Source organism: Nocardia sp. NPDC058519 (assembly GCF_042719755.1).
In the GTDB taxonomy this organism is placed as follows: Bacteria; Actinomycetota; Actinomycetes; order Mycobacteriales; family Mycobacteriaceae; genus Nocardia.
In genome coordinates, this window is record NZ_JBHXNK010000057.1 from 1 (window position 1) to 12674 (window position 12674).

Consider the following 12674-nt stretch of genomic DNA (forward strand, 5'->3'; position numbering starts at 1 on the left):
CCGGATGCGGTGAGAGCCGCACGTCCGGTTCGGCGGGCGGCCAAGGGAAACGGATTCGGAGCAATCCGGACACCGCGCCCTTGGCCGACCCGACTTTTCCTACAGCCATGACCCGCGCACAGCGCACCTTCCGACCACCCGAATGACCTTGGCGCGACGGCCTGGTGAGACCAGACGCACCTCACCCGGTTTTGCCCCGCGCCGAGGCGGCCCCGGAGTCGATTCCCGGCGACTACCGGGGCCACCCGACCTCCGAGATCCACCGAAGGAACCGAGAACGCCATGTATGCACAGTTCGACACGACAACCGCCTCCTCCACTGCGCGCTCACACCGCCACCGATGGATAGCGGCTGGAGTGCTGGCCGGGCTCGCAGCACTGGCAGTGGTCGCGGTAGTGACGGCCCCGGACGGGGGCGCGCAGCCGACCGGTTTCGCTTGCGAGGAAACCGCCGAACTCGACGTCGTCACCGGTTCCGGTCCGGGAGACACCACCAGCGGCCCGGCCGCGATCCTGGGGTTCAATCACGCCTACTACATGGACCGATCCGTCGAGCACGCGCGCCGGTTCCTGACTTCGGACTCAGCGATCACCACTGGCCACCGGTTGCAGACGGGCATCAATGCCGTGCCCGCCGACACCCGCCACTGCGTGAGCATCTCACCGTTGAACACCAACGGCGAGTCCGCGCGGCGGGAGGTGACCGTGGCCGAGTTCCGGCCCAGCACCGAGCCTTGGGTCGCCCGGCAGACCGTGACCACCCGCACCGTCGACAGGGCGACTCTGATCAGCGAGATCACCCTGGCCTGACCCGGGGCCGGGCACACAGACCACCTGAATACCTCAGACCGAATCCGGCGACCCCCCGAGCCGGTCGGGTCCGAGGGTGGGGAACGTCCCCGGAGGCCGCCCAACCTCACGGCCTCCGGGGACGCCTACCCGACCCACACGAACCACACCCGGTGGAACCCTCCACCGAATCTCAACCAACGAAACGACTTGGAGAGGTTAGAACCATGGTCAACACGAGCCGGTACGACACCACCGATGGCGGCCCGGAAACGTTGCAGCGCTTCCTGATCGCCAGCGAGTCCGACACCATCAATCAGCGCTCCTACAGCACCAAACTCCTCCCGGGACTGTTGCAGACCCACGACTACGCCCGTGCGTTCTTCGACAGATGCTCGGCCGTGATGGGTATGGCCGACGACAGCGAGGAGCTTGCGCTCGCGCGTCTGCAACGCCAGACCGTTCTCGACATGCCCGGGTACGACTTCCACATGCTCATCGACGAGGCCGCGCTACGAGTCACCGTCGGCAGCTGCGAGGTGATGACCACCCAGATCCGCCACCTGATGAACATCTTGACCGCTCGCGCACACGTCCGCATCGGCATCATCGCGCTCAATGCCGAATTCCTCGCCCCAGCAGACAGTTTCGACTTCAGCACCGCCACCGACTCCGACAACCAGCAAATCACCGATCCGTTCGAGAACACCGACACCGTCGAGCTGGTCGAACGAACCTTCGATCTGCTCGCCACCACGGCCGTCTACGGCGAGGAAGCCCACGCCATCCTGGCCCGGGCGCTGGCCAGCCACACCGAGTCCGGCATCTGATCCATCCGACCGCCCGCGAGCCCCGCAACAACCCGACGCCGTAATCCTCTGTGACGGCGGCCAGGAGGTTTGTTCGGTACTTCGCGGCACCCTCCGGCGAGGACAGGACATGACAGCCCCCAACGAGACAGTGCTGGACATCAGCCGCCCCAACACCGCCCGTGTGTGCAATGCGTTGCTGGGTGGCAAAGACCACTACGAGCTCGATCATGTGATCGCCAAGCCCCTTGTGGACAGCCAGCTCGCGATCGCGATGGCCGAAGCGCGCCGTTTCGCGCGGCGCGCGGTCGAATACCTCAGCCACACGCATCAGGTGACCCAGGTGGTCGAACTCGGATGCGGACTCCCTCTACACCCCGACATCGGTGAGATCGCGAACCACGCACGTGACACCGCCCGCATCCTCTACATCGACAACGACCTCCTCGCCACCAACCACGCTCGGGCCCTGCTGACCGAACCGAACAACGCCGTCGCCAAGATCGACCTCACTGACACCGCCGCCGTCCTCGCTGAGATCACCGCGGTCATGGACTCCACCGCGCCTTTGGCGGTCTGTCTGTCCGGGACCGCTGAACTCCTCGCCGACGCCCCGGCCGTCCTCGACGCCCTGACTCGCCAGTTCCGGCCCGGAACCTGGATCGTGTTCAGCCACATCACCGCCGACATCGCCGGAGACGACATCAGCAGCGCCGTCGCGGCTCTGGGCAACGCGGGCATCGCCTTTCACCCGCGCGACCGCGACACGATCACCACGATGCTGGCCCCCTACCGGCTCACCGATCCCGGGTTGATCGCACCGCACCGGTGGCGGCCCACCGATACCGACCACGACACCCTGCGGCCTCAACACCCCGCCGCTTGGGACCTGGCCGCTTACGCCGCAATCGGCCAACGACAGTAGTAGAGAACAGGACCCGAACCGATGGCATGGGATCGCGACGACAGCGACGACAGCGAAGGCACCGAGCAGCAGTGGTACTACGGGCAGCTGGGTTTCGCGCGCCGCGCGGGAATGACCGCACTTGTCGACAAGCTCGTCGCTGGTGGGCCACCCCCACCCAGGAGCGCCGACGGCCCGATCGGGTGGCTGGTTTGGCATGAGCACCACCTGCCCACATCTGAAGAACTCACCCAGCTCGTGGACCAACTGCTCGGTGCGCGGTTGATCACCGCCACCCAACTCAGCACCCACACCCTGACTCCCCACGACGCGACCAGCATCGCGACCTTGCGGGCACTGATAGCCACCCGCACCGCCGACGACCATCCAACCGGATAACGCAGTCGACTTCGATCTTCGTCACCGCTACGTCTCGACACCCAGGAGGTGCCCATGCCGCTGACATGCACATTCCACGAAACACCCGCTGATCTGGCCTCGGCAGCAGCCGATCTGATTGCCACACATATTTATTCGGCAATCGACAACTCGGGGCAATGCCTCATCGCGGTGGCGGGTGGAACGACACCGGTCTCGACCTATCGCGAGCTGAGCAGGCTCGATATCGATTGGGCCAAAGTCATTTTCGTTCAGACCGACGAGCGGGTGACACCGCAGCCAACCGATCGATCCGCTGGGTTGATCGAGACGGCTCTGGGCCTGAGTGAACCGGGTCATCGCGCTACCTGGTGCCCGATTCGGGTGAGCGGGGACAGCCAGGAGACCGCTGCGGCATATGACGATCAACTTTCGCGACTGCGCGCCGAGGGCGTACCTGACATCGCGGTGCTCGGGTTAGGAGCCGACGGCCATACCGCTTCGATCTTCGACCACACTCTCTACGAAGCCCCTCTTCAGCGGGTGGTTGCCACGACCTATCAACGCGAGCCACGAGTCAGCCTTGGGCTGAACTATCTGCGGGCCGTGCCGACTCGAATCCTGCTGGCCACCGGATCCGGTAAGAGTGCGGCACTGGCGAAAGTCCTCACGCCCGCCCTAGGCGCTGCTCCGGTGCCAGCCGCTGTCGTGCTCGGTGAGGACGGCTATGTCTTGGCCGACGCCGCCGCCCACCCAGGCCCGGCGTCAAAATGAGGAACGTAGCTGGCGATGGCCCTCCGGTGATCGTGTTCGATCTCGGCGGGACGTGGTGGCGTTGCGCGGTCTTGTCCCCGTCCGGTGTGCTCACCGATCACGACCGGCACCCGGCAGTGACGAAGGCTGGTACCGGGAGCAATACCGCCACACTGCGCGAGCTGATGGTGCAATTTCTTCTCGCCCAGACCCGTCGACTTCTCGAAATCCATCCCGGTGTCGCGGATGTGGGGATCTCGATCGGTGCCGCCACCAATGGTCACACCGGACAAATTCTGGCCAGTGCGCCGCTGTGGGGTGACAGCGCCGACCCCTTCGATCTGCGAGTAGTGCTGCGGGAGAACGAATCACGAGCCCGGTGGTGGGTGGTCAACGACGTGACAAGTCTCGCGATAGCGATCACCAACCGGCCCGAGGTCCAGGAGTTGGGCATGAAAACTGTTGCGGCGGTGACAGTCAGCAGCGGTATCGCCGCGCGCACCATCGACGTGGAATCCGGCGAGGTGGTCTTGGACCCGGTGCACGGGATTCAGGGCGAAATCGGCCACCTGCCAGCAGCGGTCACCGCAACACTGTCGACCGATCCGCCGGTGTGCGATTGCGGAGCTGTCGGACACGTCTCCGCCATCTCGGCGGGCAAGGCGATCGACCGGCAGCTCGCGCAGCTGGCGAGCATCCTGGGCGCGGACGCGACGACCGAACCATCACCACTGGCTCGCCTGTTCGCCGCACTGGAGAACAATAATCCTTACGCCACAACGTTTCTCGACTCGGTGACCGCCCCGCTCGCGCGAGCACTGCTGTACCTGCTGACTATCGATGCCCGCATCGAGCACGTGTTCTTGTCCGGCGGGGTGGTCGACACGCTCGCCGATCACTACATGAACAGCATGTACCGCTGTCTGGAAGCTGACGGCCTGTACCTCGTCTCCACTCACCAGCCCACCGTCTTTCGCGACCGGATTTCGCGGCTGGAATCCGATGGGCTCGATCCACTGCGCGGAGCGGGGCTTTTCGCTCGCGCGCAATCGCTACCGGCAACCGCCCGGCCCGGAGGAAGGAACTACTGACATGGACCGCATCTGGGGTATCGCTGCGACACAAACGATTTGCTACCGAATCCGGCGGACACGAGACTGCCTGGACCCCGACAACAGCGACCTGGCCGACGCCGTCGGTATCGGCAATCGCCGCACGCTGGTCTTCGTCGACTCGACGGTCATGAGCTTTTTCGGCGACAAGATCCTCGCCTACTTCGACACCTACAGCTCACTGTGCACCGTCGTGCCGATCGAAACGACCGAGCGCACCAAGGACTCCGAGACAGTAAGCCGGATCGTCCGCGAGTACGACAAGTTCGGACTCAGCCGGCGCCGCGATGCCGTCGTCGCAGTCGGCGGTGGAGTCCTGACCGATGTGGTCGGCTTCGCCGCGAGCATCTACCGCCGCGGCGTGCCTTATGTCCGAGTGCCGACCACCTTGTTAGGGATGGTCGACGCTGCCGTGGGCGTCAAGACCGGGATCAACTTCAACGGCCGCAAGAACCGGCTCGGCACCTACTACGCCTCGAGCGAGACCCTCGTCGACCCGAGCTTCCTGCCGACGTTGCCCGACCGTCAGATCTCCAACGGGATGGCCGAGATCCTCAAGATCGCACTGGTCAAAGACAGCGGGCTGTTCGACCGCATCGAGCGGGAATGGACCACCGCTCCCGGTTTCGGGGCCAACACCAGTGTCAGCGGTCCCATCATCGACGCCGCGATCACAGCGATCGTCGAGGAGCTGGAACCGAACCTGTGGGAGGACAACCTCGCCCGACTGCCCGACTTCGGCCACACCTTCAGCCCCTCATTCGAGCTGGCGGCGAAACCGAAGCTGTACCACGGGGAAGCCGTCGCCATCGACATCGCGCTGTCCTGTGTGCTCGCCCAACAGCGTGAACTGATCGACGACGAATGCCTGGGCCGAATCCTGACCCTGATGGCCCGCGTCGGGCTGCCGCTGAGCCACACCTGCATCACCGACGAGATGCTGCGAGCGGGGCTGTCGGATTCGATCCGCCACCGCGACGGCAACCAGAACATCCCGCTGCTCACCAAAATCGGCACTGCGATCTTCGCCCAGGACATCAGCGCGACCGAGCTGGCCACAGCAGCCGAGACGGTGCGCCCGTTCCACGATGAATTGAGCTGCGCGTGAGCACCACCGACACCGCCGTCAACCGCGCCCTCGTCCGCAGCGGCGATGAACTGCACCTTCAGCGCACGCCGGTGCCGGACGCGTCCGAACTGCCCACCGTCCGCCGTGTCCTGCGGGTAGGCATCTGTGGCACCGACCTGCAAATGCAACGCGGCGCGCGGTCCGACCGCGCCACGGTCCTGGGCCATGAAGGTCTCGCCGTCACCCCGGACAAACGAGGTTGCGAGATCTTCAATCCCGTCGACTCTGGCGACCAGGACGTGATCCTGGGCCACAGCTACGACGGCATCCTGCGCGACTACGTGCCCACCGCGCTCCCCTGTGGGGTTGTGCCCGCGTACGAGGGTCTCCCTGTCGATCTCGGTGCGCTGGTCGAACCCACCGCCACCGCTCTCTACGGGTGGGAGCTGATGGCCCCCCATCTGCGCCCGGCCGCCACGGTCGCAGTGTTCGGCAGCGGTTCAGCGGCCCTGCTGGTGGCAATGCTGGGCGAGGACCTCGGCTACAGGATGCAGCTCGTTCACCCGCGCCGAGAGCGACTGCGCTACATCGACCAGCTCGGCGTGCTGCCCGCGAGCACCCTTACCAATCGGACACAACGAGCCAGCATCCAAGGCGCAGTCATCTGTCTGCCGCGCGAGGCGACTTACACGGCCATCGGCGCGGCTGCCGCCAGCCTCTGCGACAAGGGCGTGCTCGACCTGTTCGGCGGCATCCCCGCCGGACTTCGCCACCCAGCACTACCTGGCATCGACTTGTCGGCAGTTCGACGCTCCAACGTCTGCGGGCAATCCCCCAACACCCCCTACGTTCAAGTGTTCACCCCAGCTGGCAAGCGGGTGCGGGTAACCGGTCATCGCGGAACATCACCAGCCCACCTCGACCGAGCCCAACAGCATCTCCTCGCATTCCCCAGCCGATTCGGCAAGCTGATCAGCCATGTGATCTCGCTCGAGGAAGCCTCCCTGTATATCCCGTCGATGGCCCGGGGCGAACGACCTCTCGGCGAACACATCAAGGTTGTCGTTGACCTGACGATGTCGGGGCCCGCGCGCGAGGCCGACCTGACGACCACCGTGGCCGATCAACTCGAGGTGATCCGGTGACCACACCCCTTGCAACGACCTACCGGCGTATCGAGCACCGCGACCAGGCCGCCTTCCTCACCACCGCGACGGTGGCCGGTGCGCCCAGCGGGATTGCTACTGATCATGTGGTGCTGGCCCCCCGAGCGGTCGGTGTCTGCCGCTCGGACCTGCGCGAGATCAGCGGGGTCCGATTCGGGCGCTGCGACTTCGGCCACGAGATCGTCGGCAGCGTCCTCGACAGCACCCCAGCCCTGGCCGACCTGCAAGGGCGCACAGTGGTGTTCGATCCGCACCCCACGCTGGCTCACCGGACATCGGGATTCGGCGAACTGGTCGAACTCAGCGGTGACTCCCACCAGTTGCGTGCCGCGCTGGTCCCGGTCCCCGAAGGGATCCCCGACCGGGTGGCCGTATTCGCCGAACCGCTGGCGTGCGCGGTGCACTGTGCTACCCGGCTGCACGCCGTCACCGCCGACCTCGGCCTGGCACCAGAGACTGTGGTCGCGGTGTTCGGTGCGGGGATGGCCGGGACCTTGATCAGTGCCGTGCTCACCGCCACCGGCTACCAGTGTGTCCTGCTCAACCCCAGCACACCGCGTCTCGGGTTCCTGCGCCGCCGCCGTGCTCTTCCCTCGCGGGTCTTCGACTCCAACCGGCACCGGCCGCCGTTTCAGCGCATCGTCGTGGCCACCGCCGCCGCCACACCGCACGTGCTGGAGACGTGCTCGGACATGCTCGCCGACGACGGACTGCTGCTCGTCTTCGCAGGCACACAACCTGGTGACCAACTCGCCAGCATCGACGTCGACCGACTGCGCCGCACCGAAGATATCGGCGAATTCGCGTGGTCGAGCGGGCGGCGCTACCTCGCGGGCACCCACGGGGCCACCTCCGCCGACTTCCAGACCGCCCTGAACCTGTTGCGACGGGTCCCCAATGCCGGGTGGTCACCATCGTTGTGTGTCAAGCGACTCACCACACAGCTACTTGAACTCGACGCCGCTGCCGACTATCTCACCGCCAGCGCAGCCCGCGGCGACCTCGGCAAAACGATCGTGCAGATCCGCCCATTCCTTCCCTCGGAGTCGCGATGAAGATCCCCCGCTACAACCACCGCTCCCAGTTCACGGACCTGACCGCCACCACCGAGAAGATCCGGCACGCGCTGGCCACCGGCGACTACATCCTCGGAGATACCGTCGACCAGTTCGAGCACCGATTCGCCGACTACCTCGGCGCTACCCACGCGATCGGTGTCAACAGCGGCACCGACGCACTGACTTTCGCCTTGACCGCGCTCGGTATTGGACCGGGCGACGAGGTCGTCACCGTCGCCAACACCTTCCACGCCACAGCCCTGGCGATCACCACTGTCGGGGCGAGGGTGGTGCTCGTCGACTGCGAGCCCGATACCTATCTGATGGATCTCGACGCGCTCGACGCAGCGTGCGGGCCGCGCACCAAGGCCATCCTCGCGGTCCACCTGTTCGGTCGCAGCCTGGACATGGGCCGAGTCACCGCCATCGCCGCCCGCCACCAGATCCCCCTTGTCGAGGACTGCGCCCAAGCAGTCGGAGCCACCTGGAACCACCAGCGGGTCGGCACCTTCGGTGCTGCCGCCGCCTTCAGCTTCCATCCGAGCAAGAACCTCGCCGCGGCTGGTGACGCCGGAGCCCTCGTGACCAACAGCGCCGAGATCGCGCACAAAGTCAGGACGTTGCGCGGCCTCGGACAGGACGGGCAGGACAACCACGTTGCGCTCGGGGTGAACTCCAAACTCGACGCCATCCAGGCCATCGTCCTCGACGCCAAACTCGACTATCTCGACACCTGGAACACCGACCGCCGCACCATCGCGGCCCGCTACACCCACGCCCTCACGCATCCCGCCATTACAACGCCACCGCCATCGGAAGAGCCCGGCAACCACGTTTACCACCTGTATCAGGTCGCGGTACCTCATCGCGATGCCGTTCTCGCACAGCTGCGCTCGGACGGCATCGACGCCGTCGTCCGCTACCCCGTCCCCATCCACCACCAACCCACCTTCGCGCGCTACGGGTTCGACGGGAAATACCCACATGCCGAGAACCAGGCAACCAGCACCTTGTGCTTGCCGATCCGACCGGACTTGTCGCCAGCAGAGGTCGACTTCGTCTGTGACCGCCTGACCACCGCAATCACCGACTCCCAGGAGGCCCTCGCATGAACGTGTCCATCGCACCGGCGCTGATCGGCGCCGACCCTCTCGCGCTGCGCGAGGCCATCGACGGTGTCACTGCGAGCACCGCCAAGTACCTGCACCTCGACATCATGGACGGTCATTACACCCCTGCGATCAGCTTCGGTCTGCGCACTGTCGCCGCCATCCGCCAGCACACAACCCTGCCCCTCGATGTCCACGTGCAGACCCTCGAACCCGAGCGCTACATCGACAATCTCATCACCCTCGGGGCCGACCGGATCAGCTTCCACATCGATGCCGCCACCGACGTCGGCACCGCCCTCGACACTCTCCACGAGGCCGGCATCCGCAAAGGGTTGGTCCTCAATCCCGACCTCTGCCTCGAACTCCTCGACCCCTACCTCGCACACCTGGACTTCGTCGTCCTGATGACCAGCCGTCCCGGCACCAGCACCTTCGATCCCACCGTCCCGGACAAGATCCGCACCCTGCGCACCACCTTGCACAACCTGAACCTCGACACCGTCGAACTCGTCGCCGACGGTGGCATCACCACCATCACCGCACCACAGATAATCGCCGCCGGAGCCGACACACTCGTCGCGGGCAGCGCGATCTTCAACTCGGCCGACACCGACCTGCCCACAGCGGTTCTCCGACTCGCCCAACCTGTCCGGACCGCCGCCGCCGTGCGGGAGCACTGACCGATCAGGAGACAGTTGTGCGAACAAGCCGCGCGAATGAGCTCGTGTCCGCTACAGCTCCACCGGACACCACACGGGATACGCTGGTGCCGCCGCCACGTGCGGCCGATCTCGGTGGTCAAGTCGAAAACTGTTCCAGCCCTGAATTTTTCGGCTGCTCAAAACGTCGAATCCGTGACGCAAATACAGGAGGGGCCCATGGTGTCGCAGACACCCGAGGCGGTTGTGATCGACATCGTGGACCAAGTAGACGACGAGACATTGGCGTCGCTGACAGCTCTGCTACCTCAACTATCGACCACCGCAGAACCTTTGACCCGTGACCGTTTGGAGGCCGTCGTCGATTCCCCGTCGACGCGGCTGCTCACCGCACGCGTCGACGGAGCGATCGTCGGCGCGCTGACACTGGTCATGTACACAATCCCCACCGGGCTGCGAGCACGTATCGAAGACGTCGTCGTCGACCGAGCCGCGCGCGGCCTCGGTGCCGGACAAGCCCTGACCACCGCTGCGCTCGCTATCGCGAAAGAACACGGAGCGCGCACAGTCGATCTCACTTCGACGCCGACGAAAACCGCAGCCAACCAGCTCTACCAGCGGCTCGGATTCGCCCCACGCGAGTCGACGACCTATCGCATGAACCCCTGACCAAGGTCGAACAGCCACCGCGACAACGCCGACCAGACCGAAGGACCCTGAATGGACAACGTTCAACCGACAGCTGAGGCCCAGATCCGGCAACACGCCATCGCCCTGGCCTCCCTCGCGCACAACGGCCTCGTCTTCGCTACCGACGTCTTCGACCGGCAACGCTACGAACAGGCCGAACAGATCGCCGCGGACCTGCTCGCTCTCATCAGCAACAGCACCGTCGAGGACCTGCAGAAGAACGTGTTCCTCGAAAAGGGATACATGACACCCAAAGTCGACGTTCGAGGCGGCGTCTTCGATGACCAGGGCCGCATCCTGCTCATCCGCGACCGCAGCGACGAGAGGTGGACCCTGCCCGGCGGCTGGTGTGACGTCCTGGAACCACCCTCGCTCGCCGTCGAACGCGAAGTCGAAGAAGAATCCGGCATCACCGTGCGCGCCAGCAAGCTCGTGGCACTGCACGATCGGGACGTGCAAGGCCACCAGCCTGCCTTCCCTTATCACGTGTACAAGCTGTTCTTCCTGTGCGAGACCATCTCCCACGGGCAACCCAGCCCCGTCGAGACCATGGAAATCGGCTGGTTCGACATCGACAACCTGCCTGAGCTGTCGACCACACGTGTACTCGACACCCAAATCCGACTTCTCCACGACCACTGGAATAAACCAGACCTGCCGACTGTGTTCGACTGACCGCTCGTCACCATCCCGAGGTCGGAGGGCACTGGGTACCCGAGTCTTGGGCCTGGTTTACTGGCGGCGGGGTTGACGGTCGATCGCGGCCGGTCCCTGCCAGTCGGGTGCTAGGGCATGTCTCCCAATAGCTTGAGCCATTCGACAGCGAATGCCAGCAGGAGTCCGGCGCGGTAGACGATGGCGAGCTTGTCGTAGCGAGTGGCGACGGCCCGCCACTGTTTGGCCTTGTTGAAGGCCCTCTCCACGACGTTGCGGCCCTTGTATGCCTGGTTGTCGAACCCCGGCGGTCGACCGCCGGCGTTGCCCCTGCGCTTGCGGTTGCCCTGCTGGTCGGCGCGCTCGGGAATGACGGCCTTGATCCGTTTGCCGCGCAACAGGTCCCGGTTGGCCGCCGAGGAATACGCCTTGTCGGCACGGACCTCGTCTGGCCGGGTGCGCGGCGCCCCGCCCCACAAACGTGGCACACGAATTCCGTCGAGCAAGGCGGCGAACATCGGACTGTCGCCTGCCTGACCGGGGCCAACCAGCACCGACAAGGCCCGGCCATTGCCGTCGCAGGCCAGGTGCGCTTTGGTCGTCAGCCCACCGCGGGAGCGGCCGATTCCATGATCGGGCGGCTCATCGAGCAGATTGTTGTAATTCGATAGAGCCCCCCTGTGACGCGGGCAGCGTTCGCACCGTGCTGGTGCACGCGCACGATCGTGGAATCGACCGACACGGCCCAGTCCAGGTCGCCATTGTTGTCGGCCAACGCAGCCAAAGCGGTGAGTACTCGATCCCAGGTGCCATCACCGGCGTAGCGGCGCTGCCGCTTCCATACCGTCTGCCAGGGGCCGAACGCCACCGGCAGATCCCGCCACGGCACACCCGTCCGCAGCCGATACAGCATTGCCTCGACCACCAGGCGATTGTTCTGAAAATTCGGGCCCGGGTTCTGCCGCGAACTCGGCAGCATCAGCTCGAGCAACTCCCACTGCTTATCGGTCAGCACCCGGAACCGGTCTCCATCCACCACCCGGAAGATGATGCCGCACAACCCGGGGCGCGAGGAGCAGTAGCGCCGAATCCGGCGGTAGCGCGAGTCGAACTGGACGTTTGCCGTCGGGCGAGCCTTCAAGGTCGCCGGTACCGCACATAGTTTCCCGAGTCGCCCCACCATCGACCGGTCAAAACACCAGGTCGCCATCCGAACTATCGCGCATAGGCAGCAGATATGTGCGGTACCGCGCTAGCGCCGGATCCGGCCGTTATGCTCCTCGACCCCCCAGACCCGCCTGATCCGGCGCTTAGGCGGCTATCGCACATAGTTTCCCGAGTCGGCACCGCTCGCGGCGGGGCATCCTCCCAGGTCGGGGTTCCGGTAGTAACTGCCGAAAGATCAACGGATATGGGCTTGGCCCAGATAACAGGGCCGCTTCGCGAAGGGGCGCGAGGCTATCGCGGCAAGTCAGCAGATCCGCTACCCCGGATATCGGCCCGTTATCCCGGGCCCGCCTC

The 12674-nt window shown here is 65.4% G+C and carries 13 protein-coding genes and 2 pseudogenes; 13 read left to right on the forward strand and 2 right to left on the reverse strand.

Annotated features, from left to right (window positions below):
* Positions 1-94: pseudogene (locus ACFWPK_RS33940) on the reverse strand (hypothetical protein); the annotation flags it as partial.
* A gap of 188 nt (positions 95-282) precedes the next feature.
* Here ACFWPK_RS33940 and ACFWPK_RS33945 point away from each other — a divergent pair.
* From ACFWPK_RS33945 to ACFWPK_RS34005, 13 genes are all read left to right on the forward strand, one after another.
* Complete coding sequence (locus ACFWPK_RS33945) at positions 283-810, forward strand: hypothetical protein (protein ID WP_378922870.1); 528 nt, start codon at positions 283-285, stop codon at positions 808-810.
* Between the two features lie 206 nt (positions 811-1016).
* Complete coding sequence (locus tag ACFWPK_RS33950) at positions 1017-1619, forward strand: Scr1 family TA system antitoxin-like transcriptional regulator (RefSeq protein WP_378922872.1); 603 nt, start codon at positions 1017-1019, stop codon at positions 1617-1619.
* 109 nt (positions 1620-1728) lie between these two features.
* Positions 1729-2523: an SAM-dependent methyltransferase gene (locus ACFWPK_RS33955; protein WP_378922874.1), complete on the forward strand. Its 795-nt coding sequence runs from the start codon at positions 1729-1731 to the stop codon at positions 2521-2523.
* A gap of 21 nt (positions 2524-2544) precedes the next feature.
* On the forward strand, positions 2545-2901 hold the full coding sequence (locus ACFWPK_RS33960) for a hypothetical protein (RefSeq protein WP_378922876.1): 357 nt from the start codon (positions 2545-2547) through the stop codon (positions 2899-2901).
* A 54-nt stretch (positions 2902-2955) separates the two neighbouring features.
* The gene (gene pgl / locus ACFWPK_RS33965) at positions 2956-3654 is read left to right on the forward strand and encodes a 6-phosphogluconolactonase (protein ID WP_378922877.1); all 699 of its coding nucleotides are present in this window, start codon (positions 2956-2958) and stop codon (positions 3652-3654) included.
* On the forward strand, positions 3651-4724 hold the full coding sequence (locus ACFWPK_RS33970) for an ROK family protein (RefSeq protein ID WP_378922879.1): 1074 nt from the start codon (positions 3651-3653) through the stop codon (positions 4722-4724). Before pgl ends, ACFWPK_RS33970 begins: the two co-directional genes overlap by 4 nt.
* Position 4725: 1 nt before the next feature.
* Entirely contained in the window at positions 4726-5853 is a 1128-nt protein-coding gene (locus ACFWPK_RS33975; protein WP_378922881.1) for a sedoheptulose 7-phosphate cyclase, read from the forward strand.
* On the forward strand, positions 5850-6959 hold the full coding sequence (locus tag ACFWPK_RS33980) for a hypothetical protein (protein WP_378922883.1): 1110 nt from the start codon (positions 5850-5852) through the stop codon (positions 6957-6959). Before ACFWPK_RS33975 ends, ACFWPK_RS33980 begins: the two co-directional genes overlap by 4 nt.
* Positions 6956-8035, forward strand: a complete 1080-nt coding sequence (locus ACFWPK_RS33985; protein WP_378922885.1) for a hypothetical protein — start codon at positions 6956-6958, stop codon at positions 8033-8035. The genes ACFWPK_RS33980 and ACFWPK_RS33985 overlap by 4 nt, the downstream gene beginning before the upstream one ends.
* Positions 8032-9150 (forward strand): DegT/DnrJ/EryC1/StrS family aminotransferase, encoded by a 1119-nt coding sequence (locus tag ACFWPK_RS33990; protein ID WP_378922887.1) that lies wholly within the window; start codon positions 8032-8034, stop codon positions 9148-9150. Before ACFWPK_RS33985 ends, ACFWPK_RS33990 begins: the two co-directional genes overlap by 4 nt.
* Positions 9147-9830 carry a ribulose-phosphate 3-epimerase gene (locus tag ACFWPK_RS33995; RefSeq protein WP_378922889.1) on the forward strand — a complete coding sequence of 228 codons (684 nt, stop codon included), beginning with the start codon at positions 9147-9149 and terminating at the stop codon, positions 9828-9830. Before ACFWPK_RS33990 ends, ACFWPK_RS33995 begins: the two co-directional genes overlap by 4 nt.
* A 198-nt stretch (positions 9831-10028) precedes the next feature.
* On the forward strand, positions 10029-10478 hold the full coding sequence (locus ACFWPK_RS34000; RefSeq protein WP_378922891.1) for a GNAT family N-acetyltransferase: 450 nt from the start codon (positions 10029-10031) through the stop codon (positions 10476-10478).
* Between the two features lie 51 nt (positions 10479-10529).
* Positions 10530-11174 carry an NUDIX hydrolase N-terminal domain-containing protein gene (locus tag ACFWPK_RS34005; protein WP_378922893.1) on the forward strand — a complete coding sequence of 215 codons (645 nt, stop codon included), beginning with the start codon at positions 10530-10532 and terminating at the stop codon, positions 11172-11174.
* Positions 11175-11284: 110 nt separating this feature from the next.
* On the opposite strand, the pseudogene ACFWPK_RS34010 reads toward ACFWPK_RS34005, so the two are convergent.
* Positions 11285-12132: pseudogene (locus ACFWPK_RS34010) on the reverse strand (IS5 family transposase).
* Between the last annotated feature and the right edge of the window lie 542 nt (positions 12133-12674).

Excerpts from the sequence above, each read along its gene's own strand:
- ACFWPK_RS33945 (WP_378922870.1), top strand. The coding sequence starts at position 283 with ATGTATGCACAGTTCGACACGACAACCGCCTCCTCCACTGCGCGCTCA.
- ACFWPK_RS33950 (WP_378922872.1), top strand. The coding sequence starts at position 1,017 with ATGGTCAACACGAGCCGGTACGACACCACCGATGGCGGCCCGGAAACG.
- ACFWPK_RS33955 (WP_378922874.1), top strand. The coding sequence starts at position 1,729 with ATGACAGCCCCCAACGAGACAGTGCTGGACATCAGCCGCCCCAACACC.
- ACFWPK_RS33960 (WP_378922876.1), top strand. The coding sequence starts at position 2,545 with ATGGCATGGGATCGCGACGACAGCGACGACAGCGAAGGCACCGAGCAG.
- pgl (WP_378922877.1), top strand. The coding sequence starts at position 2,956 with ATGCCGCTGACATGCACATTCCACGAAACACCCGCTGATCTGGCCTCG.
- ACFWPK_RS33970 (WP_378922879.1), top strand. The coding sequence starts at position 3,651 with ATGAGGAACGTAGCTGGCGATGGCCCTCCGGTGATCGTGTTCGATCTC.
- ACFWPK_RS33975 (WP_378922881.1), top strand. The coding sequence starts at position 4,726 with ATGGACCGCATCTGGGGTATCGCTGCGACACAAACGATTTGCTACCGA.
- ACFWPK_RS33990 (WP_378922887.1), top strand. The coding sequence starts at position 8,032 with ATGAAGATCCCCCGCTACAACCACCGCTCCCAGTTCACGGACCTGACC.
- ACFWPK_RS33995 (WP_378922889.1), top strand. The coding sequence starts at position 9,147 with ATGAACGTGTCCATCGCACCGGCGCTGATCGGCGCCGACCCTCTCGCG.
- ACFWPK_RS34000 (WP_378922891.1), top strand. The coding sequence starts at position 10,029 with ATGGTGTCGCAGACACCCGAGGCGGTTGTGATCGACATCGTGGACCAA.
- ACFWPK_RS34005 (WP_378922893.1), top strand. The coding sequence starts at position 10,530 with ATGGACAACGTTCAACCGACAGCTGAGGCCCAGATCCGGCAACACGCC.